Origin of the sequence: Burkholderia sp. RF2-non_BP3, assembly GCF_001522185.1 — a bacterium.
Taxonomy (GTDB): domain Bacteria; phylum Pseudomonadota; class Gammaproteobacteria; order Burkholderiales; family Burkholderiaceae; genus Burkholderia; species Burkholderia diffusa.
Window position 1 is genome coordinate 326,091 of the sequence record NZ_LOSU01000033.1, and the last position, 23,374, is coordinate 349,464.

Sequence of the window (23,374 nt, forward strand, 5' to 3'; positions counted from 1 at the left end):
ATATGAAGGACGCGCGTGCAACTCAGAAAGGCGCGTCACCTTCGATCGTCGTACGGTACAGCTTGCGGCGCAGGTGGTCGGGCGTGCCAGCGGCCAGATGCATCAGCGAGCGGTTGTCCCAGAACACGAGATCGTGGTCGCGCCATGCGTGTCGATACAGGTGCTCGGCGCGCACGCTGTGCGCGAACAACTCGTCGAGCAGTGCGCGGCTTTCGTCGTCGGGCAGCCCGACGATCCGCGTCGTGAAATGCTCGCTGACGAACAGCGCCTTGCGGCCGGTTTCCGGATGCGTGCGCACGACCGGGTGAACGACCGCCGCGACCTGCGCGATCTGCTCGGGCGACAGGTTCGGCCGCCACGGGCTGCGCGCCTGCAGTTCCGCATAGCGCGCGAGATACGTATGCTCGGCGCGCCGCCCTTCGACCGCACGGCGCAGGTGGGCCGGCAGCGTGTCCCACGCGAGATGCATGTTGGCGAACAACGTGTCGCCGCCTTCCGCCGGCAGTTCCTGCGCGTGCAGCAGCGAGCCGAGGCTCGGTTTTTCCTTGTAGGACAGGTCGGAATGCCAGAAATGGCCGGCATCGCCGAGCCCGACCGGTTTGCCGTTCTCGACGATGTTCGACACGATCAGCACTTCCGGGTGGCCGGCAAGCGCGAACTGGTGCAGCACGTGAATCTGCAGCGGGCCGAAGCGGCGGCTGAACGCGATGTGCTCGTCCGGCGTGATGATCTGGTCGCGAAACACCAGCACGTGGTGATCGAGATGGGCACGATGGATGCGCGCGAAATCGTCGGCGTCGAGCGGTCGCGACAGGTCGAGGCCGATCACTTCGGCGCCGAGCGGCGCGTCGAACGGCACGATGTCGAAGTGCTGGGCCGCGCCGCCCGGCCGCAAGGCGGGATGCCCGGCGGAAAGCGTTGCGGCGTCGCGGATGGCGGTAGTCGTCACGGCACGGGCCCCTGGTAAGGTCAAAACGCGAATCTACGAGGGCGTGCCGGACTGCGTCAACGAAGCGATTCGGATACGTTTATCTGCTGCGGTGATAAGGATCGCTGCTCGTGCATACGGCGCCGGCCGGCGCCGGTATCGCCCGGCTCGTCACCGCCCGTCGGATACGGATTGCCGGAACGACGCGCCATGCGCGGTGTCCGGCAGGCGGTCGCGGCCGCTCAGCCGCGAACGGAAGGTACCGGCCGGTGACGTCGTCCGATACAGGCCGCGTTTTCTCAGTTCCGGCACGATCAGCTCGGCGAAATCGTCGAGCGTGCCCGGGCTGATCAGCGGATTGAGCATGTAGCCGCTCGTCGTCGACTGCCGCGCATGCTCGGCGAGCTGATCGGCGACCTCGTCGGGCGAGCCCACGAGGATCAGATCGGTGCCGCGCGTGACGCTCGCAAACTTGCGCCGCACGTCCCCAGCGGTGAGCGGCTTGCCGCTGCCGTCGGGCCGCACGACGTAGGACGTCAACCCTTCCGTCTGCGTCGTTAACGGTTCGTCGTCCGCATAGCGGTCGATGTCGATGCCGGTGTCGCCCGCATAGCTGACGAGTTGCGCGTGCTGGTGGTAGTGCTGCTGCAGCGTGTGGTATTTCTCCTTCGCGTCGCTCGACGAGCGCGCGGTCACGATCCGCAGCACGGTCAGCGACTTCACGTCGTCCGCCGCGCGGCCGCGCTCCGTCGCGAGCCGGCGAATCTCGTCGAGGCCCGCACGAATCTCGTGCGGATTCGACTTCGCGACGAACACCACCTCCGCGTGCTTCGCCGCGAACTCGCGCCCGCGCCCGGACCAGCCGGCCTGGATCAGCACGGGCGAGCGCTGCGGCGACGGCGCACAGACGTGCGGCCCCTGCACGCGGTAGTGCGTGCCTTCGTGCGCGATCGGCCGCACGCGGTCGCCGCGCGCATAGCGCGGCACGTGCTTGTCGGCGACCACCGCATCGTCCGCCCAGCTCCCTTCCCACAGTTTGTACACGACGTCGAGAAACTCCTCGGCGCGCGCGTAACGCTCGTCATGGCCGATCATCCGGTCGAGCCCGAAGTTGCGCGCCGCGCTCGTCAGGTAGGACGTCACGATGTTCCAGCCGATCCGGCCGTTGCTCAGGTGATCGAGCGTGCTGAAGCGGCGCGCGAGCGCGAACGGATGCTCGTAGGTCGTGCTCGCGGTCACGCCGAACGCGAGCCGCTCGGTCTGCGCGACAAGTGCCGGAATCAGCATCATCGGATCGTTCGCGGGCGCCTCGACCGCCCACTGGACCGCTGCGTCGGCCGATCCGCCATAGACGTCGTACAGGCCGAGCACGTCCGCGAAGAACAGCATGTCGAGATCGGCCTGCTCGGCCGTGCGCGCGAGGTTCGACCAGAATGCGAGCGTATTCGCACGCAGCCGTTCATCTGCGGGATGGGTCCACAGGCTCGGCGCGCCGCCGCAGCCGACGCTGGCTTGTTCATACAGGGAAAACAGCAAGGGGCGAGGATCGGACATCGTCGGGTTCGTTACCAGGGCAGGAATCAGTTGGGGGCCGCCCACGCGCCCGGCGACGCGCGGCGGCGGCGTACAGGCACGCGAGCGTCGGGGGCGCGCGTCAGATGGCGATTGACACGCTGCTCGAAGCGAGCGGCCGGGATGGTGAGCAGCGCGACCAGCACGACATAGACGACAGCCGCGCCGGCCAGCGGTTCGTACACGCGCAACGTCTCGAAGCGCAGCGTATTGGCCGTTCCCATCACGTCGAACACCGTCACGGTCGACGCGAGGACGGTCGATTTCAGCAACAGGATCGCCTCGCCGGTGAGCGCGGGCAGCGCGAGCCGCCACGCGCGCGGGCCGACGATGCGGCGCAGCACCTGAATGCGCGTCATTCCGTATGCGTGCCCGGCTTCGACCTCGCCGGCCGGCACGCCGGCGATCGCGCCGCGCAGGATCGTCGCGACATACGCGCTCTCGTTCACGCTCAACGCGACGGTTGCGTACCAGAACGCGTCGCGCAGCAGCGGCGATGCCCAGCTGTCGCGCATCCATTCGCGCGGCACGATCTGACCGAATCCGTAGTACAGCAAATAAAGCTGAACGAGCAGCGGCGTGCCGCGAATCAACATGATCCAGCCGCGCGCGGACCAGCGCAGCGGCGCATGGCGCGCGCCGGCGGCGAGCGCGAGCGGCACGCCCAGCAGCACGCTGGCCGCACCCGACAAAAACGTCAGCGCGAGCGTCGTCGGCACTGCGGCGAGCAGCTTCGGCATCACCGTATCGAACAGGAACGGCAGCGAGAACATCATGCGGTTGCGCGCCTCGTGCCACGGTTCGCGTGCCGCTCGAGCGCCGCGAAAATACCCGTCGACGCGATGCTCAGCAGCAGGAACAGCGCAGCCGTGACCAGATAGAAGAATACGTAGTGCCGCGTCGCGCCGGCGGCGAGCTGGCTTGCCTTCAGCAGATCCGTGAACGAGCCGAGCACGCTGACGAACGAGGCATCCTTGGTCGCGTTCAGCCACACGTTGCCGACGCCCGGCAATGCAAGCCGCGCGGCGGCCGGAAGCCGGATGCGTGTGAACGTCTGCCACGGCGTCATACCGTATGCGTGCGCGGCTTCGACCTGGCCGGTCGGCACGTTGACGAGCGCCGCGCGAAAGATGTCGGTCAGATAAGCTCCCTGGATGAAACCGAGCGACAGCGCAGCGACCAGGAACGGCGGGAACGCGAAGCCGTCGGGCACCAGACCGCCGCGGTGCAGCGCGACCTCGACGGCAGGTGCAAGGGCATAGAACGCGAGCAGCAGGCACAACAGCTCGGGCAGCGCGCGCACCAGCGTCGTGTAGAGCCGCGCCAGCCACGCGAGCGGCACGTGGCGCGACAGCTTGCCGAGCGCGCCGGCGATGCCCAGCAGCACGCCGGTGCAGAACGACGCTGCCGCGACGCCGAACGTCAGCGCGAATGCGCCCGCGAACACGCGGCCGTACCCGCCGTCGCCGAATGCGAGCAACGCGAGCAGCGAATCGTCAGCGGCCATCGCGTCAGCGGCCCTTCTCGATCGTGCCCTTCAGGTTCGGATAGCGGGCGGTGATCGCATCCCACGTGCCATCCTGCTGCAGTTGCGCGATCGCGGTCGACAGCTTGCCGCGCAGCGCATCGCCTTGGCGCACACCCGCGCCGATGCCGAGGCCCAGCACCGGGTTGTCCGCGCACGTCGCCTTGACCTCGAAGTCCTTGCCGTCGCGCGACGCGAGGAATGCCGTGAACAGCCCCTTGCCTTCCTGCACGTAGTCCACACGGCCGGACACCAGATCCGCGAGCGCGTTGTCGAACTTGTCGAACGCCTTGATCTGCGCATCCGGCTTGAAGCGGGAGTCGAGGAACGCCGAGAAGTTCGTGCCGGCCTCGACGCCGATCACGCGGCCCTTGAAGCTCGCGGGCACCGCGCAATCGACGCGGCGCCGGTCGCTTTTCGCGCCGACGAACACCGTCGGCGATTCGTAATACGCGCGACTGAAATCGATCGCCTTCTGCCGTTCGCCGGTGATCGTCATCGACGACCAGATCACGTCGATCTTGCGGTTCTGCAACGCCGGAATCAGGCCGTCCCATGCAATGTCGGTGAGTTCGCACCGCACGTTCAGCTTGCCGCACGCGGCGTCGAGCACGTCGATTTCCCAGCCCTTCCACTTGCCGGCCGCGTCCTTCGAAAAGAACGGCGGATACGACTCGGCGTCGATGCCGACGCGCAACGTCGGCTGAGCCGCATGGGAAGCCGGCGCGAGGCCGAGCACGAACAGCGCGGCCGCGGCACGGCGGACCCTGGAACGCATCAAACGATTCATGTGGCGAAATTCTGAAATAACGTCGGAACGACCGGCTTCGCAGCCGGCATGAGGCGAAACTGTAAAGCGCGCCGAAGCGTGTACCAAATGGTTATTTTTTCGATGGATATCTGATCGCGCGATATGGCGGAACGGCGCACCGTCGAACGTGAAGCACGGTGCATCGTTCGACCGCTCACGCCTGCGCAGTTGCGCGCCGCACCGACGGCAGCTTCAGATTTCGGGTCGACATTGGCTTGCGATAAGCTCTGGGGCCGGCTGGCCGAGGTCGATCAAGGCGCAATCGTGGACCACAAGCGCCCGAGCCACGCGCTGCGAGTGGCGCAAGCGTTTCAAGCGCAGCGCGACAGCCGGCGGATCGGGATCGCGCCGTCGCGAACGCATCGAGGGCTTCCGGTGCGGGTGAACGAAGCGAGACGGCGATTCTGGAGATCGCATCAGAGCAGGAACTGAGCGGCGGTCCGCGAAGGCCCGCGGGTGAGCGTAAGCGCCCTGCTGCTTCAGGCCTGTTCCTTCAACGCTGAATGACGGGAAACCGATGAAACGTGCGACATCGGAATGTAGCCGGCGCTACGACATCCGAATCCGGGAGAAGTTGAAATCTGCGGTATCGCGTTTCGGAAACGCGATGAAATCAGGGCGCCGGTATGTCGTGGCTCCTCAGCGCATCGAGCGCGTCGGTCAGTTCGCCGCGCAACGCGGGCCACAATTCAACGAACACGCCAAGACCTTCGTCATGCACGACTTGTTGCAGCCCACCGCACAGCTCCGCCAGCACGCCATGCCCGACCGACAGGAAACCACCGCTCAGCGCATGTAGCTCACGTACGACCGTATCGGTATCGCGTCCTGCCAGCGCGCGCTCGATCGATTCGAACGAAGCCAGCGTGACCTGGCGCATCGCGGCCATCACGGTTTTCGGCATTGCCGGGCGGTCCTCCGCCGAGTGCACGAATCCGACGCGACCTTGCGCGCGAAGCGCCCGCGCCAGCGCACGCAACGAGACGGGCTTCGGCAGCAGTACACGAATCGCGACAGCCGCACAGCGCTGCTCTTCCCGCGGACCGACGTGTGCCGTCATCGCAACGACGCGAACTTGCACATCGCGCTCACGAATCGCGGCCGCAAGCGTCCAGCCGTCCATGTCAGGCAGGCCGAGATCGGTCAGCACGACGTCGAAGCGGCCGCGCTCGAGCGCCGCCAGCGCCTGTCCGCCGCTTTCGACGATCGTCGCATCGGCGCCGAGCTCACGGAACTGGTCCGCCAGCAGCAGCCGGCTCGCCGGATGATCCTCGACGGCGAGCACGCGCAGCGGCATGTCCCCGTCTCCCGCGAGCGAGACCGCATCGGGAGAATCGCCGACCGCATCGTCGTAGAGATCGCCGGCCGGCACGTCATCGGCCATCGGCAGCGGGATGCGAACGCTAAACGCACTGCCCTCGCCCGGCGCGCTGCGCACCACGATCTCGCCCCCCATCGCATTGACGAGCCGCCGGCATAGCGCAAGACCCAAGCCCGTGCCGCCGTACTGGCGATGGATCGAATCGTCGGCCTGCTGGTAGAGCTCGAAGATCGTCGATTGCGCCGGCAGCGCAATGCCTATCCCCGTATCGACGACACGTATCTCGACGTCGTCGTGCCCGCCCGCGAACAGCATGACGCTGCCCGCCTCCGTAAACTTGATCGCATTGCCGAGCAGATTCGCGACGACCTGGCGGATCCGGATTGGATCGCCGACCCGGTATCGCGCCATGTCTGCCGCGATGTCGAAACCGAGGTGCAACCCCTTCGCCGTCGCAAGTGGCCGGAACGATTCCACGACGTCGCGCAGCAACGCCGCGCAGTCGAACGGCACGGCATCGACCCGCAGTTGCCCGGCCTCGACCTTCGACAGGTCGAGCACGTCGTTGAGGATGTGCATCAGCGCGGACGATGACGAATCGACGATCTCGAGCCGGCGGCGCTGCGTATCGGCGAGCGGCCCGCGCTTCATTAGCTCGAGATTGCCCATCACCGCGTTGAGCGGCGTGCGGATTTCGTGGCTCATCGTCGCAAGAAACACCGACTTCGCGCGATTCGCCTGGTCGGCTGCGTGCCGGGCCTCGACGAGCGACTGCTCGGCCAGCTTGCGCGCGGTGATGTCGTTGACGGTCGCGAGCAGCGCTTGCGCGCCGCGATACCGGACGCGTGCGATGTTGACGAGCAGATGCGTGTCTTCCGTGCCGTCGCCCGCCCCCGCGAGCGCGATCTCTCGGCCGACGATGGCGCGTCGCCGCCCCGACGCGCGCGGATCAGGCGATTGAGCGAACGTCCGCCATATCCGCCGCGACAGCGGTTCGCCTGCCGCGGCGGTCTCGTAGCGCGCCATCGCTGCGTTTCTCAGCAGCACCGTGCCGTTCGCTTCGCCGATCAGCGCGAGACCGATCGGCGCCGTGCGGATCAGCGTGCGGTTGAGTTGCTCGCTTTCCTTCAGACGCGAAGCACTGCGGTAGGACGGCGCGAGAATGCGCCGGTTGATCAGCATGATCCCGCACCACAGGAACGCCAAACCGAATAGCGCGACGCCGGCAATCTCCAACATACGAGCCGCGACGCCGCGCATCACGGTTCGTATCGAATAGACGTAGACCAATGTCCAATCGGTACCCGGAATCGCATCGCGAATCTCGAAGCGCCCGTCGCGAAACAGTTGTTCGATGTCGTTCACACGGTCGCCGGCCAGTGCGTGCGCAACGTTCGCCGCATCGGCGTGCCGTGCCGCCGACAGCAGGATGTTCCCGGCATGATCGACCACCGCGAACGCGCCACCGCGCGATTCGTCGTCGAGTTCGTTCAAAAGGCGCTCGGGACGTATCGTCTGAACGATCAGCACAATCGGTCGGTCACGGCCATCGAACGCCCAGGATGCAACGCGCACCCGCTGCTCCCCCGTAATGACACCCGCGCGCGGCGGCAGCCAGATCACGCCATCGGGCACATGCTCCGGGTCGGACGCCGCGGCATGCACCATCGCCGCGACATCCGGCCACGCCTGTGGCAGCAGCAACGGCAGTTGTGCGGCCTGCGCCTGCGGCAGCGCCGAGGGGGACGTAACGTAGAGTGACAGCGTGACGAAACGGCCGTCGGCGCCGATCATGTAGACCGCGTTCGACAGCGGCTGCGCCCTCTTCACCCACCGGCCGCTCTCGAAGACCCGTTCGCTCAAAGCGAGCAGCGGCCCATAAACGCTCGCCGGATGAGCGGAATCGATGATGGCCTTCAGCGCGTATGCCCGGTCCAATTCGTAGGCGTCGTGCATCATCAACCCATCCTGATCGACAAACGCCTGCTCGGTCAGCCGGGTCGGACGCGCTCGCTCATTCCATCCGCCTTGTACCGTCGCCACTTGTTGCTTCAGCAGCGCGCTGTTTTCCGACATGCGAACCAGCAGTTGCGACTTCACGGTGAGGAAGTGCGTACGCAACGCAGCCTGGTAGTCGCTGAACTCGCCTCGCGCGACAGCGGCTGCGCACACCAGCATGAAGATGCCGAGCGCCGCGCCACCGCCGTACAGCAACCGGCGCTGATACGCGCGCATCCAGTCCGGATCGAATTGCCTGCGGCTCGCAGGACGACTCAGGCGGGACAGCCATCCACGGAACCTGTACATGCCGGCACGGATCAGTCGTTCGACCGAAGGTCGATGTTTTCAGACGGCTCGAGCTCGCCCTCATACTTGATCAGATCGGCGTCGCGTGTGATGCCGAGCTTGCGCATTGCGGCCAGCTTTTGCGCGCTGATGGTTTTCTTGCTTCGATTCAGTCGATCGGCGATTTCGGTCACCTTGTAGCCTTCACGGAACAGCCGGACGATTTCCGACTCCCGTTTCGACAGTGCGGTGCTGACGCCGGTATCCGCCTGTGCGAGGAGCGACGCAATCGTGGGCGACAGATAGGTGCCGTTCGAGTAAGCCGCGTGCACGGCGGCGACCATGTGCGAGATTGCGTCGGATTTGCTTGCGATGCAGTGCACGCCAAGTTGCTGCAGCGCGCGAAAAACCGCCGGGGAATTGAGCATGGTCACCGTCACGATGCGCAATTGCGGATAGCGCCGAGTCAGGAATGAAACCAGCGTCTGGCCGTCGCCGTATTGCCCGGCCGGCATCACGTAGTCGAGCACGAGGACGTCGCACGAGGTCGTGTCCAGCCGGTCGATCAGTGCGGCCGTGTCCGACACGACCGCGACGACCTCGATCGTAGGCATGCTGCCCAAACCCTGCGCGATGCCGTACCCCGACACCGGATGGTCGTCCGCGACAATCACTCGCACCGAAAATTCGTCCATCATGCACCCGCGCTCTGGAGTGAGGCGCGCACTAGCGCCATGTTGTACTTATTCGAAACCCATTTCGTGCGGATTATATCTCGATAAGTTGGCTTGGCCTGGAATTGTCGGTCGTCGAATAGCGGTACGCGGCAAGCGTCACGTCAGTCTGCGTCTTGGCGATCGATTTCGCGCAGCTGATCCGCGCGCCGGTGCCGCTGAAGCGCTTCACACCGCCACTTCCGCACGTTCACACCCGCGCTCAGGCCGACGTACCGCTGCGTGATCGGCGGTCCGCCGCTGGTACGGTTCGTATAGAGGTTCGTGTTGTAGTTCAGCATACCGACCGTCACGCCGGAATCGCAACGCTCCTGGCCCACATACCCGCGAGGACTGCGTCGCAATGCGGTTTGCGGGATGCTCAGTCGCAGACGCTGTTCGTCGAACGCGAACATGAAGTGGCATCGGCAATCGCGTCGGGTAGCTCGATGCATGCGTGCGGGTCGCAGAGTTGGGCGTTCACGTCCGCGGTTAGGCGTTTCACGTCGACGCCAACGTCCTGCAGCAGTTTGTCGTCAAAACTCGGCTGCGCGTCGGTGGATCGGGCCGACGCGTGTTACCGGATCTGCACGCTCGTGGCAAGGTTCTCGTTGACGTACACATCGACGCTGTACAGTCCCGGCAGAACGACGTTGCCATTCTCGAACCGGGACAAGTCCATCTGGCGGCCTCCGCTGCTTATTCGACCTGCATGCCGCTGGCGCTCGCGTGCCAGCCCGCAACGGCCGACAGTCCCCTCGCATTAAGCCGCCAAGCGCCTCGTGCTTGACGACGGCATCACTGAACTTCGAACCGACTCGCACTCTCCTCGTCGATCAAATCGAGACACGTCGCGCAACGGACCAGTTCAATGTCATTCTTTACCCCCAACTTCTTCATCGCGTTGGTCTTCTGGGCGCTGATTGTCTGTTTGCCTTTCTTCATGTATTCCGCGATCTGGGTAATCGTCATTCCTGACAGGTAACACCGGATCACCTCGATTTCACGCGGAGACAGCTTCGATACACGCTGATTACTACTGCACTCGACCAGCTCGAGCGAACGCTTGATCAGCGGCGACAGATAACTGCCGCTCCCAAAGCATGAATGGATCGCGGTGACGATATGGCCGACGTCGTCGAACTTGCTGACGACGCTCGCGACATCCCGATCGAGAATCGATCGGAGGATCACGGGATTCTCATGCGTGACCAGTGCGACGATCCCGACCTTCGGATAGGTGCGTCTCAGATATCCGAGCAGAGCGAGTCCTTCAATTTGCCCGTTGCCCCGCATCGCAAAATCGATGACCACGACATCGCAATGCATGCGAGACATCGACTCGATCAAATTCTGTGGTGTCCTGCATATGGCAATCAAATCGATCGCGTTGGTATTCCTCGCGACATATTCCATTCCGGCAAGCGTCAACGGCCTATCGTTCGCGAAGATGGTTTTTACGCCAAATTTTCTCATTTGAAATTCCGACCTGGACTCAAACTGTCGTCACACATTGAAAATATGGAATCCCACCGGCATCTCGAGCTCAAGGTCGCCATGCGAAATCTCTTGATCGGTATCTTATAAAATCCTTACAAAGCGAGATATGGGACCAACGCCTGATCCGAGGCCCGCCACATCAGACAAGTCCTATGGATGACATGTTTTTACTTTGCGGCGACGTGCGCATCCTGCCTGTCACACCTTGTAGGCGAAGCGATGCCATTTCCGGGAAGGCGTCGCTGTCCAGAACTTCGTCCGTGTCATGCGCACCACCCCGACTTCGCTCAAGAGATACCGTGAATCCAATTGATGATAGCCGTGCGTTCTACGACGATTCCCTCACGAACCCGCGCTTTCATCGACATGCGCGCCCGCGTCTTAAGTTGGTCGATCGCTATATCAGGACTTCTTATTGAAAGGTTGAACGTGCCGCAATCCGTTCATGACTTGCACTTGCCGGAACCCATCGCCGGGCGTATGGTTGATTTCTGAGTCGCCCTTTTCCGGGAGATATCAAAATGGCTGCCATGCAATCCGCGGCCACGCCCCTCTCCGACGAGGAAGCCCGGCGCCAGTTGCGCCGCGCCGTCATCGCCAGCACGATTGGCACCACGATCGAATGGTATGACTTTTTCCTCTACAGCACGGTCACCGGCCTGGTCTTCGCGAAACTGTATTTCCCCCAGTCCCACCCGCTCGTCGGCACGCTGCAGGCATTCCTGATCTATGCCGTCGGCTTTGTCGCGCGGCCGGTCGGCGCAGCGATCTTCGGCCACTACGGCGACCGCATCGGACGCAAGGCCACGCTGATCGTGACCCTGTTGCTGATGGGGCTCGCCACGTTCGCCGTGGCCTTCGTTCCGACCTATGCAACGATCGGCATCTGGGGCGCCGTTTTTCTCACGGTGCTGCGCTTCATCCAGGGCGTCGGCGTCGGCGGTGAATGGGGCGGCTCGGTCCTGATGTCGATGGAGTGGGCGCGCACCAATGCGCATCGCGGCTTCGTCGCGTCGTGGCCGCAGTTCGGCGTGCCGGCGGGACTGTTCCTTGCCAACCTCGCCGTGCTGGCCATGAGCTGGCTTTCCGGCAGCAGTTTCCTCACGTGGGGCTGGCGCGTTCCGTTTTTCCTCAGCATCGTACTGGTCGCGATCGGGCTCTACATCCGCCTGAATATCCTCGAGACGCCGATCTTCGCGAAACTGCTGGCCGAGCGCCGGATCGAGAAAACGCCGATGCTCGAAGTGCTGCGCAAGCAGCCGAGGGATATCGTGCTGTCGGCGTTTGCGCGAATGGCCGAACAGGCGCCGTTCTATATCTTTACCGCGTTCGTGTTCACTTACGGGATCACGGCGTTGGGCGCCACGCGCGAGCTGCTGCTGACGGCGGTGCTGGTGGCGTCCGTGGTCGAATTCTTCACCATTCCGCTGTTCGGACACGTGTCGGATCTGATCGGGCGGCGGCGAATGTACATGATCGGCGCGGCCACCGTCGGCGTATTCGGATTTCTCTACTTCGCGATGGTCGATAGCCGGAATCCGATATGGATCTTCGCGGCCATCGTGCTGTCGCTGGTCCCGCATTCGATGATGTATGGGCCGCAGGCGGCATTGATTGCCGAGTCGTTTACCGGGCGGTTGCGGTATAGCGGTGCGTCGATGGGTTATCAGCTCGCTTCGGTCATTGCAGGCGGTCCGGCACCGCTGATCGCGACGGCGCTGTTTGCCTACTACCATTCGGGGTATGCGATCGCGGTGTATGTGCTGGCGTGCGCGGTGCTGAGCCTGGTTGCCGCATCGAAGCTCGGGGACTATACGAACAAGGATATTTCGCGGGAATACGACGACGCGCGAAATCTGGAGGATCATGGGCACGCGCCACCGCTGACCTGACCGGCGTCACCCTCACTGCTTGTTGTCCGCGCGAACGGCGCCGAGCGCTTGGAGCAACGGTCGGAGCGCATCGAGTTCCGCGCCGAAGCCGGCCCAATCCCCCGCCTTCAGCCGCTCGATCGCGCGATCGTAATGGGCGAGCGCGTCACGGGCGCGCACATCCGCTGCGCCGCCCGCCGGCGCCGCCGCCGGTTCCGGCCTCGTCTCCTTGAAGAGCGCCGCGAGCGCCTCGCCCAGGTTTTCCTCCATCACGACGCGATCGCCATAGGCGGCGATCACCCGTTTCAGTTCGGGCAATTGGCCCGACGCCGCGCGCAGATAGAGCGGCGACACGTAGAGGATCGAGTGCTCGATCGGAACGACCACGAGATGTCCGCGGATTACGCGTGAGCCCATCTGGTTCCACAGCGAGATCTGCTGCGAGATTTCCGTGCTCTGCTGGATGCGCGCCTCGATCTGGTATGGCCCGTAGATCAGCTTTTCCTTGGGGAACGCGTAGACGATCAGCTTGCCGTACCCAGGCGGATCGCAACGCGCGGCCAGCCACGCGATCATGTTCTCGCGCTGGCTCGGCACCATCGGCAGCATGAGCACGAAGCCGGCCTGGGCGTCGCCGGGCAGCCTCATGATCGTGTAGTACGGCGCCATCTGCCGGTTCGCGGCGTCGCCCCCGTCGATATCGCCCAGCGCGCGAGGAAACTGCCAGAGGTCCTCGCGGTTATAGAACACTTCCGGCGCATCCATGTGATAAGCGCGGTAGAGATTCGCCTGGATCAGGAACAGATCCTCCGGGTAGCGGATGTGCCGTTGAAGATCCTGCGGCATCGCGTCGAACGGCTTGAACATGCCGGGGAAGATGCGCGCGTAAGTCCGCACCAGCGGATCGGAAGGATCGCTGATGTAGAAGTCGACCGTTCCGTTGTACGCGTCGACCACCACCTTGACCGCGTTGCGAATGTAGTTGGCGCCATCGCCGACGCCGGGCGGCGCATACGGAAACCAGCGGCTGGTCGTATAGGCGTCCTGCATCCAGAACAGGCGTCCGTTGCTCGCCACGACATAGGGGTCGTGGTCGAGCGCGAGAAACGGTGCAATCGTGCGTATCCGGTCCCGGATGTTGCGGTGAAGGAGGATCCTGCTCTCGTTCGTGATGTAGTGCGTCAGCAGGATGTTGGGATCGCCGAACTGCCATGCGAACAGGCTCCGTCGTATCGCTCCGCCGATCGCGACACCGTCGCGCCCGCTGTAGGACGTGTAGACGTTGCTATCACCCTTCGGGTAGTCGAATTCGGGCACACTGCCCTTCACGATCACATAGCCCTGCCCGCCTTCACCGAAGTAGATGCGCGGTTCGTTGATCGCCGGTCCGCCGTCGGCGACAGGCGGAATGTCGCGCAGATAGAGCGACGGCAAGCCCTCCGTGGATTTCTCCGTGACCGGCGACATCACGATGCCGTTGCCGTGGGTGAACAGAAGATGCAGGTTCACCCAGGTTCGGGCGTTCTCCGGCAGCATCGTATGCTCCAGTTCGCGCGCCGACAGCATGACCTGCCGGTAGCCGGAGTCGAGACGGTAGCGATCGATATCCACGGAAAAGAACTTGTAGTAAGTCCTGATCTCCTGCAACTGCGCATAGGTATCCATCAGCGGCTGCACATCCCACAGGCGGATGTTGTCGACTGTCGCGCGATTGGCCTGCAGCGACGCAAGATTCAGGCCTTGCTCGGCCGCGAACGGTTTGACCTCGATCTGCGCGAGACCGTAAGCCTGCCTCGTCAACGCGATGTTGTGCCGGATATAGGGCGTCTCGAGCTGCAGTTCGCTCGGCTTGACGTAGAAACGCTGGAACAGCGCGGGATAGACGATGCCGAGCGCAAACGAAGTGCCGAACACGAGCAGCACCGCAGCGGCCGGCAACTGATAGCCGGGCTGGCGCATGTTGACCGCCATCGCAACGGCCGACCCAATGGCCAGGCCGACGAGCAGCCACAATACCGGCAGCATCACGTGGACATCCGTATAACCGGCGCCGACCACGACACCGTTGTTGTCGTATAGCAGCAGGAAGCGTTCGAGCCACCAGGACCAGGCTTTCACCAGGAAGAAGAGTGCCAGCAGCGCCGACCCGTGAACCGCGGCGGCCGACGAAAGCCCCTTCGGCGGGCGCAGCATGATGTCGCCGCGCAGCCAGTAGACGCCGCCTGCGACGATCGCGCAGCAGACGACCACTTGCAGCAGCAGGTTCTTCAGCACGATCCAGACGGGGAGCGCGAACAGATAGAAACCGATGTCCTTGCCGAAGATCGGATCGTGCGCGCCGAACGGCACCCGATGCAGAAAACGAAGCGCAACATCCCAGCTCGACATCGCACCGGCGGCGATCGCAAGCCCGAGAATGACGGCGGCCGCAGCGATGACCGCGCGCCAGGGAATGCGCGACGCGACCTCCCCTGCCAACGCCCGCAGGACATCCTCCGCCCGCGTCGACGAAGTGTCCGCTACCTGCCAGACATCGACGGGCCTGGCATAACGATGCGCGAGCCACCCCGACGCGCCGATCGCGACCGCCGACACGGCGAACACGGCGACGAACAGCAGCACTCTTGCGGACAGGATCGTCCAGAAGACGCCGCCATAGCCGATCGACGAAAACCAGAGCCAATCGACCAGGAGACCGGTGATGCGCCCGACGACGATCAGGCAGGCGATGACGATCGCAGCCGCGATCCCATAGCGTCTCAGGCGTGGGACGGACGTTGCTTGCGAGCGCATCGAAGCTTCCTTTGCCGGGCCGTCATGCGTGGCCGGCCGCGACCGGACGGGGGTGTGCCGCCGATCCGTCAGCGAGAATCGCGGCCGGCCGCATGTCTGAATGCTACGCCCGTTGCCGACGCATCGCCATCCGGCGGCATGCGCGACGTCGCAGGCAACGATCGAACGCGGTGCAGTGCACTGCAGCAAATTCGATCTCGCCGCCGCGGGACGCGATGCGCAGCCCACGGAGCGCACGGTCATGGTGGCGTTTGCACGCCATCCGGGTCGCGCTCACAATAGATATTTCGGCGGCTTTCCGCGCCGGAACGGACGGAGGGCGAAATGGACGATCCCCATGATCTTCAGCGCTTTGTCGACGCACAGGATTCGGTGTATGCGCAGGTCTGCGACGAGCTCAGGCACGGACACAAGCGAAGTCACTGGATGTGGTTCGTGTTTCCGCAGATCGAAGGGCTTGGCGAAAGCGCGATGGCGCAACGATACGCGATCTCGACACTGGCCGAAGCCGTCGCGTATCTTCAGCATCCGCTGCTTGGCGAAAGGCTGCGGGAATGCACACGACTGGTCAATCAGGTCGAAGGCAAGTCGATCCAGACGATCTTCGGCTATCCGGATTACCTCAAATTCCGGTCGTCGGTCACGTTGTTCGCGCATGCGACTCCCGACAACGCGGTGTTCGTGGAGGCGCTCGAGAAATATTTCGGCGGCGAGGCCGATCACGACACGCTTGCACGAATCTAGGCGATGTCGGCGTCGCGCCGCGTTAGAATAGCGCCCCTTCTCATGGGAGACGACAATGTCCTGGTTCGTTTATGAAGTGCCCGAATACCACGAAGACGCTCCGCGCATCGAACCGTACAGCGACCTGCGCAGCCGTGTACTGAAAGTCGGTGGCCTGGCCATGGCTGACGAACTGGAAAGCGTTCGCGAAAACGCCGCGGCGACAGTGGACACGCCCGAGCGCCCCCTGCGGACGCCGGAAAATCCGCAGGTCTTTCCGATTCCCTACGCCGAGTCCATGATCCTGGTCGGGTTCATCTTCGATTTGAAGCGAGACTTCCGGCAACTGGTCGTGTCACCGGTAGAAATGCCCTGGTTGAACGACGCGTAAACAGTGGTCGGACCGGACGCGGACGGGAGCGTTGCGCCTGTTCTGAAGCCGGGCCCGACTGGCAAGGTGTCCGTCATCCATGGTGTTCTACAACAACGATAACTGGGCCGGTGTGCTGGTGCGAACTGCTTGATCGCCCTCTCGTGGCGTCAGGCTCGGCCTGTCCGTGGTCTGAGAACGCCCGTCGTCCGGTCGATACCTTCGCACCCAATCGGCACCAAGCACATCGGATGAGAACACAACGCCGGGCGCAATCTGAACAAGTTCGCTCATCCGCGGATTTTCCTAAGCGGGCCGAACGTCGAAGTGAGCTGCGGCGTATCGCGCGCTGCAGTTCCACACTTCGACGCCGTCACGGGTGAAGGAAGCCCAACCATCCTTGACGATCACGTCTGCACCGGGAAATACGTCGCCGTATCCATTTGCGGTGGCAGCGAAGACCGTCCGCTCGCGACACGTCGCCCAGTATTTCCCATCGGCAAGCGTTAGCGATTTTGTACTCAACCGGCAACTCGACTCACTATTTGATCAAGAACCGGTCGCGGTTCTTTGCTCCCGCAATCCATTGAGGGGCCCGGCCACGACCGCTCCATGTTGCGCCAGTCTTCGGGTCGCGATACTTCGGAGCAACCGGCGCACTTACGTTCGTCGCAACCGCACGGCGCCGCCCGAAAAGCTGCTCCGGCGTGATGCCATACTCGGCGATCTGTTCACGGATCGTCGTGATGATGCTGTCCAGTTCAGCAAGTCGAACTTCTTCGGCTTGCTGTGCCAGCGCTTCGGCTTGGGCTTTCAACTCGAGATAGGTAGCCATGTATGTGCAGGGACTCCGATTTAGAAGATTGACCGGTGGTTGAAATGGCCTTGGGCTTGAGCGAAGACCCGTCGACCTCGACAGACACATTATATTCATGGTTTAGCAAGAACCAAATGGCTCGACGCCGCATGACACTATCGTCGTGGTCATATTCGTGAATCTCACAAACGCTGCTGACGCTCAGCGAATGGTACTCCGCACGTAGATTTCACGCTTCGGATTACCGATTTAAATTCACACAAATACAAATGTCCGGTTCTCGCCAAGTTCAGATGTCCGATTTTCGACCGATCGCAAGCTGACCGGCCGCTGGCAATCCCGCGCCGGAAGCTGCGATGGCTGCAATGGAGCCGATCACGATGGCGATGCGTGAAATGTGACCGGAGTTGATTCAGTTCTTCTCGATCAAGTTGCGGACAGCGAACAATTCGGCATCGTTGCGGATACCGAGTTTACGATATGCGGATTGTTTCTGCGCGCTGATCGTCTTGGGACTTCGGAAGAATTTCGACGCGATCTCGGACACGGACATACCGGCAAGAAAGCACCGCAACACTTCATGCTCGCGCGGGCTGAGCAGAAAATCCGCCGCCGGCCCAGAATCGGACGACGGTGAATCGTCGCCGCTAGCGGTCCTCGGTTCGGCCCCACGTGAATCTGTCGTCGTGCCCCACGTGATCCGGTGCGAGAGTTCGGCGCTTATGAATGATTGGCCACTTGCCACGAGGCGAATCGCGCGGGCGAGTTCGCCGAGATCCTCGCTCTTGCCGAAGAAACCGAGCGCACCTGCGCGCATCGTCATGTTGACGGTCGCTGACGAATCGCTGCTCGACATCATCAGCATCCGACAATCGGGGAAGCGCGTATTGATGAGCTTGACGAGATCGAGGCCATCGATCTCGTCGGGACCGAGCGTGTAGTCGAGCAGCACCACATCGGCGCGGTTCGATTCGAGCCAGCGAATCAGGTCGCGCGACTTCGCGAAGCTCGCTACCAGCTCGATGGAGTTCTTCTCGGTCAGGTAACTTGCAATCCCGAGTTGGACGATGGCATGGTCGTCCAGAATCACGACGCGGATCGGCTGGTGCCCAGGCCTCATAGTTACACCTATCGTTGTTGTATACGGCGCGAAACGGCTAGCCCCGTTATTGTCGCGGGATGCCATCCATGATTATTTCGACTAGCTTACCGGCTTTTGGGGCAATTTTTAACCCTGGTGACCAAATCTGAAGGTGATGTGGCCGCAGTGCCGCATTGCGTTTCCGCAACGCGCGACCTATGATGTCGGTCTCGTTTTACGGTTTTTACCTGCGGCCATCTCAGCTCCCGATACTCGTCTGAGGACCGTCCATGGCAAACCGGCCAACAATCTGGTTGAACAACGTGAGCAAGCTGAGTTTGAAACGATGTGCCGTATTAATGAGCGCACTCGTCTGGCTGACGCCCACGTTCGGATGGGCAAGCAATTCGCCGCAGTTCACAACTGAAGAGAAGGCGTGGATTGCCGCGCATCCGGTGGTGCGCACTACAATCGATCCACACTGGCGCCCATTCGAATTTCGCGACCACGGGAAGGTAGTCGGCATCGTGCCGTCGTACCTCGATGCGATTTCGCGCGTGAGCGGATTGCGCTTCGAGTATGTCGATGGCCTGTCATGGGCGGACTCGCACGACGCCTTGATCTCCGGCAAGATCGATGTGGTGCCCGACGTATCGAAAAGCGCGGATGTGTCGATGTATCGCGACGGCATCATTGTCGGCCGACCGTACTTCGTCGGCACGATGGTCGTGGTCGCGCCGGAACACCTGAACCTGTTCGTCGATTCCCGCAACCTGGCCGGCAAACGGATCGCGATCAAGGGCAGCGGCGGGCTGGAGTATGCGATTCGCCAGAGCGGCCTGCCCGTGACGCTGCTGACCTATGACGACGAACAGGACGCACTCGCGGCCGTCCTCGACGGCACAGCAGATGTGGCCGTCGGCCCGGACAAGTCAATCCTGCCGTTGCTACGCCGGCAGTTCCTGGGTCAGCTGTTCCTGGCGGGCGGCCTGCCGGAGCGGCCATATGCGCTGGCCCTGGCAACCCGCAGCGACATGCCCGTGCTCGCGTCCATTCTCGATAAGTCGTTGGCCGCGATTCCCGCTCGCACGGGCGAGGAGATTGTGCGCCAATGGATGGAATTGACCGACTACGGCGAACCGACGCTGCGCTCAATCCTTTACTACCGACGCTGGCAGGTCGTTGCGGCCGGCGCCACCGTGTTCGCGCTGGCGGCCATCGCGTTCTTGTCGTGGCGCGCACGCACCGCTGCGGTTCGCAGCGAGCGCGAAAAGGCAATGTTCCTCGCGTTCATCAGCCACGAGATCCGCACGCCGATGCACACGATCCTTTCGTCGCTCGAGCTGCTGCAGCAGTCGCAGCTCACGCCGAAACAGGCGGGCCGAGCGGATGCAGCCGTTGCCGCCTCGGAATCGCTGCTGACGCTGCTCGATGACGTGCTCGAATACTCGCGACTCGAATCGCACAACGTCACACTCACGCCCGAACCAACGCAAATTGACGCGTGGTTGCGGCGCAGCGCCGACATGGTGCGCTGGAGGGTCGACGAGAAAGGACTGAACCTTGCGATTGAACTCGCCTGTCCTGCCGATTTGACCTTGCTGATCGATCAGGTCCGCACACGGCAGATCGTGCTGAACCTGCTCGTCAATGCAATCAAGTTTACGTCGGAGGGGTCGATCTGGCTGCGTGTCGACTACCTGGAAGGCAAGCCGAACACTGCCGGTTCGCTTGTGATCGAGGTCCGCGATACCGGGATCGGCATCCCGCCCGCGCGTCAGAGCCGCATCTTCGAGCCCTATCAGCGCGTCGAGGAGCCGGGCAGCCGTCGCGTGAACGGCAGCGGCCTGGGCCTGTCGATCTGCCGCGAACTGGTTGGGCTCATGAACGGCGTGATTACCGTCAGCAGCAGCCCCGACAAGGGCACGATCTTTACCGTGATCCTGCCTGCGCAACGTACCTCATGGGTAGCCGGCCGGGATGCGGCCGCGCCGGAGGCCCCGTCACGCGAAGTCGACACGACCGATACCCGGGCTTCCCAGCGAGTCGACGAAGGTCCGATGATTCTGGTCGTCGACGATCACGAAGCCGTTCAACATGCGATCCAGCATCAACTTGATGCGCTCGCGTGCCGTTCGGCCATCGCCGGCAACGGCGCGCAAGCGCTCGATCGGTTCGAGCGCGCTCAGTACGACATGGTGCTGCTCGATTGCGACCTGCCGGACTTCGACGGCTATACGGTCGCACAGCGCATGCGCGCCAGTGAGCAGCAACGCGGGCAGGCGCGCACACCGATTATCGCGATTTCGGCGTCGACGGAAGATGCGCATCGTGAGCGCTGCTTCGACAGCGGCATGGATGGTGTGCTCGGCAAGCCGCTTCGGCTCGAAGCGTTGCGGCAGATGATCGACCTTTGGTGCCCGGCAAGCAAGCTTGACAGGCATCAGCCGTCTGTCGAACCAACACCCATAGCAGCTCGGGAATTCTCCGAGATCTACCGTCGAAGTATCGACGCGGATCTGGCATCTCTGAGCACCGCGCTCTCGGCCGGCGATGCTGAGAAGGCGCGCTATATGGCGCACAGAATCAAAGGGGCGGCCGCGATTGCCGGGCATGCCGGGACGAGTAACCTGGCAGCCGAACTCGAGCGGATGCTGGAAGCGGTATCCGACGGGATTCCGAGCAATGTCGGCCCGCTTCATGATGATTTGTTGCGCCAGCATCGCGCCGAAACAGCGACACCGGATTCAGGCGAATCGAAGCCCTGCAGCACGCGCGCATAAGCCTATGAGGCTGCCGCCTGATCCAGTGCAATACCCGCATACGCAGGACACCACATCGCGATCATCTGCCGCAATGCTTCGAGCCGCAGCGGCTTGCCGAGCACACCATCCATGCCGCTCTCGAAGCAGCGCACCTTGTGCGCGTCGCCGGTGATTGCCGATATGGCGATGATCGGAACGTGTCGCCCCTTTCCTGCAGACTCGCGTTGACGGATCGCGCGTGCGAGCGCGTAGCCATCTACGTCCGGGAGATTGCAATCCAGCAGCACCATGTCGACATGCGTGCGCGCGAGTTGCTGCAACGCGGTCTCCCCCGTGTCAGCGATGATGCCGACGCAGCCAAGCGCTTCACATTGATCCTGCAGCGAGGCCCGGACGGCTTCGTGATCATCGACGATCAGGATGTACGGCACTTCCCGGCATGGTTGGGCGGCGGACGCTGGTGTGCGCACTGGCGTCCAAGCGGTTAACCGGGCCGACGACGTGCGATCCGTGACTGCGACCGGCAGCTTGACCGAGAAGACGGTCTCGACACGCGGCGTACTGCTGACCGTGATCGTTCCACCCATTAACTCGACGAGTTCACGGCAGATCGCGAGGCCGAGCCCGCTGCCGGCGCCGTCGGAACGTGCGGCGCGATCATTTTGCCAATACCCATCGAACAGATGCTTGAATTGATCGGCAGCAATGCCGACCCCGGTGTCGCGAACGTCCAGTAGCAGCGTGCTGCTTCGCCCTCGGCGGGTCGTGGCAATTCGAACACGCAACGTCACGCTGCCGCCGTCCGTGAAGTGAATTGCGTTGACCAGTAGGTTCAGCACGATCTGGCGCACGCGGACCGGATCAATCTCGACATGCAGCGCCGGCGGGATCTCAATGTCCAACGCCATCGCGATTCCCTTGGGTTCGGCACGCCAGCGCACCATATCGACAGTTTCCCGGGCCCACGACTCGAGTTCGACGACCTGCACGTCGAACGTCACCTTGCTCGACTCGAGGCGGGAGTATTCCAGGATGTCGTCCAGCAGCGTCAAGAGCGTTTCCGACGCGGACACGGCCGCATCCACGCGATCGGCCTGTCGTGGCGGCAACCGCGAGCGCCGCAGAAAATCCAGCGACGACAGAACAGTCTGCATCGGCGTTCGGATTTCGTGGCTCACGAACGCGAGGAACATCGCCTTGTCCCGCTTGCTGCGAATCGCCGCCGCGCGGGATTTCCAGGAGAGATAGGCGAACACCGCGAATATCAGCAACGTCGCGGCAATCGCGACCACCTGCGGCGCGCGATAATGCAGGATTGAGCGTAGTGTCGGCTTGCCGTAGTCGCCGAGTTCAACCCAGTCCCGCGTGATCGCAGCGGCTTCGCTCGCCGGAATCGCTGCGAGCGACTTGTCGATGATCGACGCCAGAATCGGCAGATCGGCCCGCGTGAGCATGGCCAGCGACACGGAGCGATCCGCCAGCATGCCGGACATGTAAAGCTGCCCCGGAAATTGCCGGCGAACGAGCGGCAGGATCGTGACGTCGATGCCAAGCGCGGCATCGGCTTCGCCGTTGGCCACCGCGGCAAGTGCGAGTTCCTCGGTGTCGAACGTCAGTACGTCCAGCGCGACACCGCTATGACGGGTGAAGTATTCGACCGCGCCGCGCCCCTTGATCGCGACGCGTCGGCCTTCGAGCCGCTTCAGACTGAAAACCATCGCGGAATTGTCACGTGTCACGGCAGTCAGCCGACCGACCAGATAAGGCGAACTGACGAGCGCGCCGCTGCCGACACGGTCGGATACCAACTCTCGCCAGACGCCTGGCAGCAAATCCACCTTGCCGGTAGCGAGCGCGTCGTATGCACGACCCCATTCCGTCCCGGGTACCGTGTCGAATGTGAGCCCGGTCATTTTCGAAATCGCGTTCAGGTAACCGGCGACAAGACCAGCATGCTGTCCGTTGTGGAGATATTCGAGTGGACTCCAGTTCGCCTCGACTGCTATATGAACGACCGGGTGTGCGTCGATCCATCGCAGCTCTTCATCGGTGAAGACCGGTTTCTGCCAAAGCGTCGACGCAACCGCGCCCGGCAGCGAGACCACGCAGACGGCCAGAAGCAATGCACGACAGAGCGAACACCATTGGGTCCAGCGCGAAGCGTGTATATTTTTCATGATGGATGCAGCTTAGAAATGTGACGACGCTGACGGAATGAATCGCGAGGCGCCGCCGCGTCGCGAACATAACCTTGACTCACTCGATGCATCACACAAAGCCCGACAATTCGCCTCTCGT

The 23,374-nt window shown here is 63.1% G+C and carries 18 protein-coding genes and 1 pseudogene; 5 read left to right on the forward strand and 14 right to left on the reverse strand.

The features are described from left to right. Positions 1-22 precede the first annotated feature (22 nt). The 5 genes from WS45_RS17855 to WS45_RS17875 all read right to left on the reverse strand — a co-directional run bounded on the left by WS45_RS17855 (position 23) and on the right by WS45_RS17875 (position 4,815). Positions 23-949 carry a TauD/TfdA dioxygenase family protein gene (locus WS45_RS17855; RefSeq protein ID WP_059536331.1) on the reverse strand — a complete coding sequence of 309 codons (927 nt, stop codon included), beginning with the start codon at positions 947-949 and terminating at the stop codon, positions 23-25. 150 nt (positions 950-1,099) lie between these two features. Then, a complete protein-coding gene (locus WS45_RS17860; protein ID WP_059700921.1) occupies positions 1,100-2,482 on the reverse strand; it encodes an LLM class flavin-dependent oxidoreductase in 1,383 nt (460 codons plus the stop codon). A gap of 26 nt (positions 2,483-2,508) precedes the next feature. Further along, complete coding sequence (locus WS45_RS17865; protein WP_059690539.1) at positions 2,509-3,276, reverse strand: ABC transporter permease subunit; 768 nt, start codon at positions 3,274-3,276, stop codon at positions 2,509-2,511. Further along, on the reverse strand, positions 3,273-4,007 hold the full coding sequence (locus WS45_RS17870; protein WP_059690538.1) for an ABC transporter permease: 735 nt from the start codon (positions 4,005-4,007) through the stop codon (positions 3,273-3,275). Before WS45_RS17870 ends, WS45_RS17865 begins: the two co-directional genes overlap by 4 nt. A gap of 4 nt (positions 4,008-4,011) precedes the next feature. After that, on the reverse strand, positions 4,012-4,815 hold the full coding sequence (locus WS45_RS17875; RefSeq protein ID WP_059700922.1) for a transporter substrate-binding domain-containing protein: 804 nt from the start codon (positions 4,813-4,815) through the stop codon (positions 4,012-4,014). Positions 4,816-5,064: 249 nt separating this feature from the next. On the opposite strand from WS45_RS17875, the pseudogene WS45_RS36180 reads away from it, so the two are divergent. Continuing rightward, a pseudogene (locus WS45_RS36180) lies at positions 5,065-5,220 on the forward strand (ISNCY family transposase); the annotation flags it as partial. Positions 5,221-5,449: 229 nt separating this feature from the next. Here the strand turns inward: WS45_RS36180 and WS45_RS17880 are convergent. The 5 genes from WS45_RS17880 to WS45_RS17895 all read right to left on the reverse strand — a co-directional run bounded on the left by WS45_RS17880 (position 5,450) and on the right by WS45_RS17895 (position 10,632). Further along, complete coding sequence (locus tag WS45_RS17880) at positions 5,450-8,392, reverse strand: sensor histidine kinase (protein WP_082721952.1); 2,943 nt, start codon at positions 8,390-8,392, stop codon at positions 5,450-5,452. 83 nt (positions 8,393-8,475) lie between these two features. Beyond that, a complete protein-coding gene (locus WS45_RS17885) occupies positions 8,476-9,138 on the reverse strand; it encodes a response regulator (protein WP_059536302.1) in 663 nt (220 codons plus the stop codon). 143 nt (positions 9,139-9,281) lie between these two features. Further along, positions 9,282-9,572 carry a FimD/PapC N-terminal domain-containing protein gene (locus tag WS45_RS17890; RefSeq protein WP_059700924.1) on the reverse strand — a complete coding sequence of 97 codons (291 nt, stop codon included), beginning with the start codon at positions 9,570-9,572 and terminating at the stop codon, positions 9,282-9,284. Positions 9,573-9,733: 161 nt separating this feature from the next. Beyond that, a complete protein-coding gene (locus tag WS45_RS33685; RefSeq protein ID WP_082721954.1) occupies positions 9,734-9,838 on the reverse strand; it encodes a FimD/PapC N-terminal domain-containing protein in 105 nt (34 codons plus the stop codon). Positions 9,839-9,954: 116 nt separating this feature from the next. After that, a complete protein-coding gene (locus WS45_RS17895) occupies positions 9,955-10,632 on the reverse strand; it encodes a response regulator transcription factor (protein WP_059536295.1) in 678 nt (225 codons plus the stop codon). Positions 10,633-11,177: 545 nt separating this feature from the next. Between WS45_RS17895 and WS45_RS17900 the strand changes: the two genes are divergently transcribed. Beyond that, complete coding sequence (locus tag WS45_RS17900; RefSeq protein ID WP_059536292.1) at positions 11,178-12,548, forward strand: MFS transporter; 1,371 nt, start codon at positions 11,178-11,180, stop codon at positions 12,546-12,548. 12 nt (positions 12,549-12,560) lie between these two features. Here WS45_RS17900 and WS45_RS17905 read toward each other — a convergent pair whose 3' ends face one another. Continuing rightward, the gene (locus tag WS45_RS17905; RefSeq protein ID WP_059701033.1) at positions 12,561-15,320 is read right to left on the reverse strand and encodes a UPF0182 family membrane protein; all 2,760 of its coding nucleotides are present in this window, start codon (positions 15,318-15,320) and stop codon (positions 12,561-12,563) included. A 324-nt stretch (positions 15,321-15,644) separates the two neighbouring features. Here WS45_RS17905 and WS45_RS17910 point away from each other — a divergent pair, with 324 nt between their 5' ends. Both WS45_RS17910 and WS45_RS17915 read left to right on the forward strand, forming a co-directional pair. Beyond that, complete coding sequence (locus WS45_RS17910; protein WP_059700925.1) at positions 15,645-16,064, forward strand: DUF1810 domain-containing protein; 420 nt, start codon at positions 15,645-15,647, stop codon at positions 16,062-16,064. 55 nt (positions 16,065-16,119) lie between these two features. Beyond that, positions 16,120-16,434 carry a hypothetical protein gene (locus WS45_RS17915; RefSeq protein WP_059690533.1) on the forward strand — a complete coding sequence of 105 codons (315 nt, stop codon included), beginning with the start codon at positions 16,120-16,122 and terminating at the stop codon, positions 16,432-16,434. 520 nt (positions 16,435-16,954) lie between these two features. Here WS45_RS17915 and WS45_RS17920 read toward each other — a convergent pair. Both WS45_RS17920 and WS45_RS17925 read right to left on the reverse strand, forming a co-directional pair. Further along, positions 16,955-17,248 (reverse strand): H-NS histone family protein, encoded by a 294-nt coding sequence (locus WS45_RS17920; RefSeq protein ID WP_059690532.1) that lies wholly within the window; start codon positions 17,246-17,248, stop codon positions 16,955-16,957. A 394-nt stretch (positions 17,249-17,642) separates the two neighbouring features. Further along, entirely contained in the window at positions 17,643-18,320 is a 678-nt protein-coding gene (locus WS45_RS17925; RefSeq protein WP_306453744.1) for a response regulator transcription factor, read from the reverse strand. Positions 18,321-18,670: 350 nt separating this feature from the next. Here WS45_RS17925 and WS45_RS17930 point away from each other — a divergent pair, with 350 nt between their 5' ends. Then, positions 18,671-21,094 (forward strand): ATP-binding protein, encoded by a 2,424-nt coding sequence (locus tag WS45_RS17930; protein WP_059700926.1) that lies wholly within the window; start codon positions 18,671-18,673, stop codon positions 21,092-21,094. A gap of 2 nt (positions 21,095-21,096) precedes the next feature. Here the strand turns inward: WS45_RS17930 and WS45_RS17935 are convergent, their stop codons facing one another. Next, the gene (locus WS45_RS17935) at positions 21,097-23,253 is read right to left on the reverse strand and encodes an ATP-binding protein (protein WP_059700927.1); all 2,157 of its coding nucleotides are present in this window, start codon (positions 23,251-23,253) and stop codon (positions 21,097-21,099) included. Between the last annotated feature and the right edge of the window lie 121 nt (positions 23,254-23,374).

Coding starts and splice junctions, on each gene's coding strand:
- WS45_RS17860 (WP_059700921.1), bottom strand. CDS start 2,482: ATGTCCGATCCTCGCCCCTTGCTGTTTTCCCTGTATGAACAAGCCAGC.
- WS45_RS17865 (WP_059690539.1), bottom strand. CDS start 3,276: ATGATGTTCTCGCTGCCGTTCCTGTTCGATACGGTGATGCCGAAGCTG.
- WS45_RS17870 (WP_059690538.1), bottom strand. CDS start 4,007: ATGGCCGCTGACGATTCGCTGCTCGCGTTGCTCGCATTCGGCGACGGC.
- WS45_RS17875 (WP_059700922.1), bottom strand. CDS start 4,815: ATGAATCGTTTGATGCGTTCCAGGGTCCGCCGTGCCGCGGCCGCGCTG.
- WS45_RS17880 (WP_082721952.1), bottom strand. CDS start 8,392: ATGCGCGCGTATCAGCGCCGGTTGCTGTACGGCGGTGGCGCGGCGCTC.
- WS45_RS17885 (WP_059536302.1), bottom strand. CDS start 9,138: ATGGACGAATTTTCGGTGCGAGTGATTGTCGCGGACGACCATCCGGTG.
- WS45_RS17890 (WP_059700924.1), bottom strand. CDS start 9,572: ATGTTCGCGTTCGACGAACAGCGTCTGCGACTGAGCATCCCGCAAACC.
- WS45_RS33685 (WP_082721954.1), bottom strand. CDS start 9,838: ATGGACTTGTCCCGGTTCGAGAATGGCAACGTCGTTCTGCCGGGACTG.
- WS45_RS17895 (WP_059536295.1), bottom strand. CDS start 10,632: ATGAGAAAATTTGGCGTAAAAACCATCTTCGCGAACGATAGGCCGTTG.
- WS45_RS17900 (WP_059536292.1), top strand. CDS start 11,178: ATGGCTGCCATGCAATCCGCGGCCACGCCCCTCTCCGACGAGGAAGCC.
- WS45_RS17905 (WP_059701033.1), bottom strand. CDS start 15,320: ATGCGCTCGCAAGCAACGTCCGTCCCACGCCTGAGACGCTATGGGATC.
- WS45_RS17910 (WP_059700925.1), top strand. CDS start 15,645: ATGGACGATCCCCATGATCTTCAGCGCTTTGTCGACGCACAGGATTCG.
- WS45_RS17915 (WP_059690533.1), top strand. CDS start 16,120: ATGTCCTGGTTCGTTTATGAAGTGCCCGAATACCACGAAGACGCTCCG.
- WS45_RS17920 (WP_059690532.1), bottom strand. CDS start 17,248: ATGGCTACCTATCTCGAGTTGAAAGCCCAAGCCGAAGCGCTGGCACAG.
- WS45_RS17930 (WP_059700926.1), top strand. CDS start 18,671: ATGAGCGCACTCGTCTGGCTGACGCCCACGTTCGGATGGGCAAGCAAT.
- WS45_RS17935 (WP_059700927.1), bottom strand. CDS start 23,253: ATGAAAAATATACACGCTTCGCGCTGGACCCAATGGTGTTCGCTCTGT.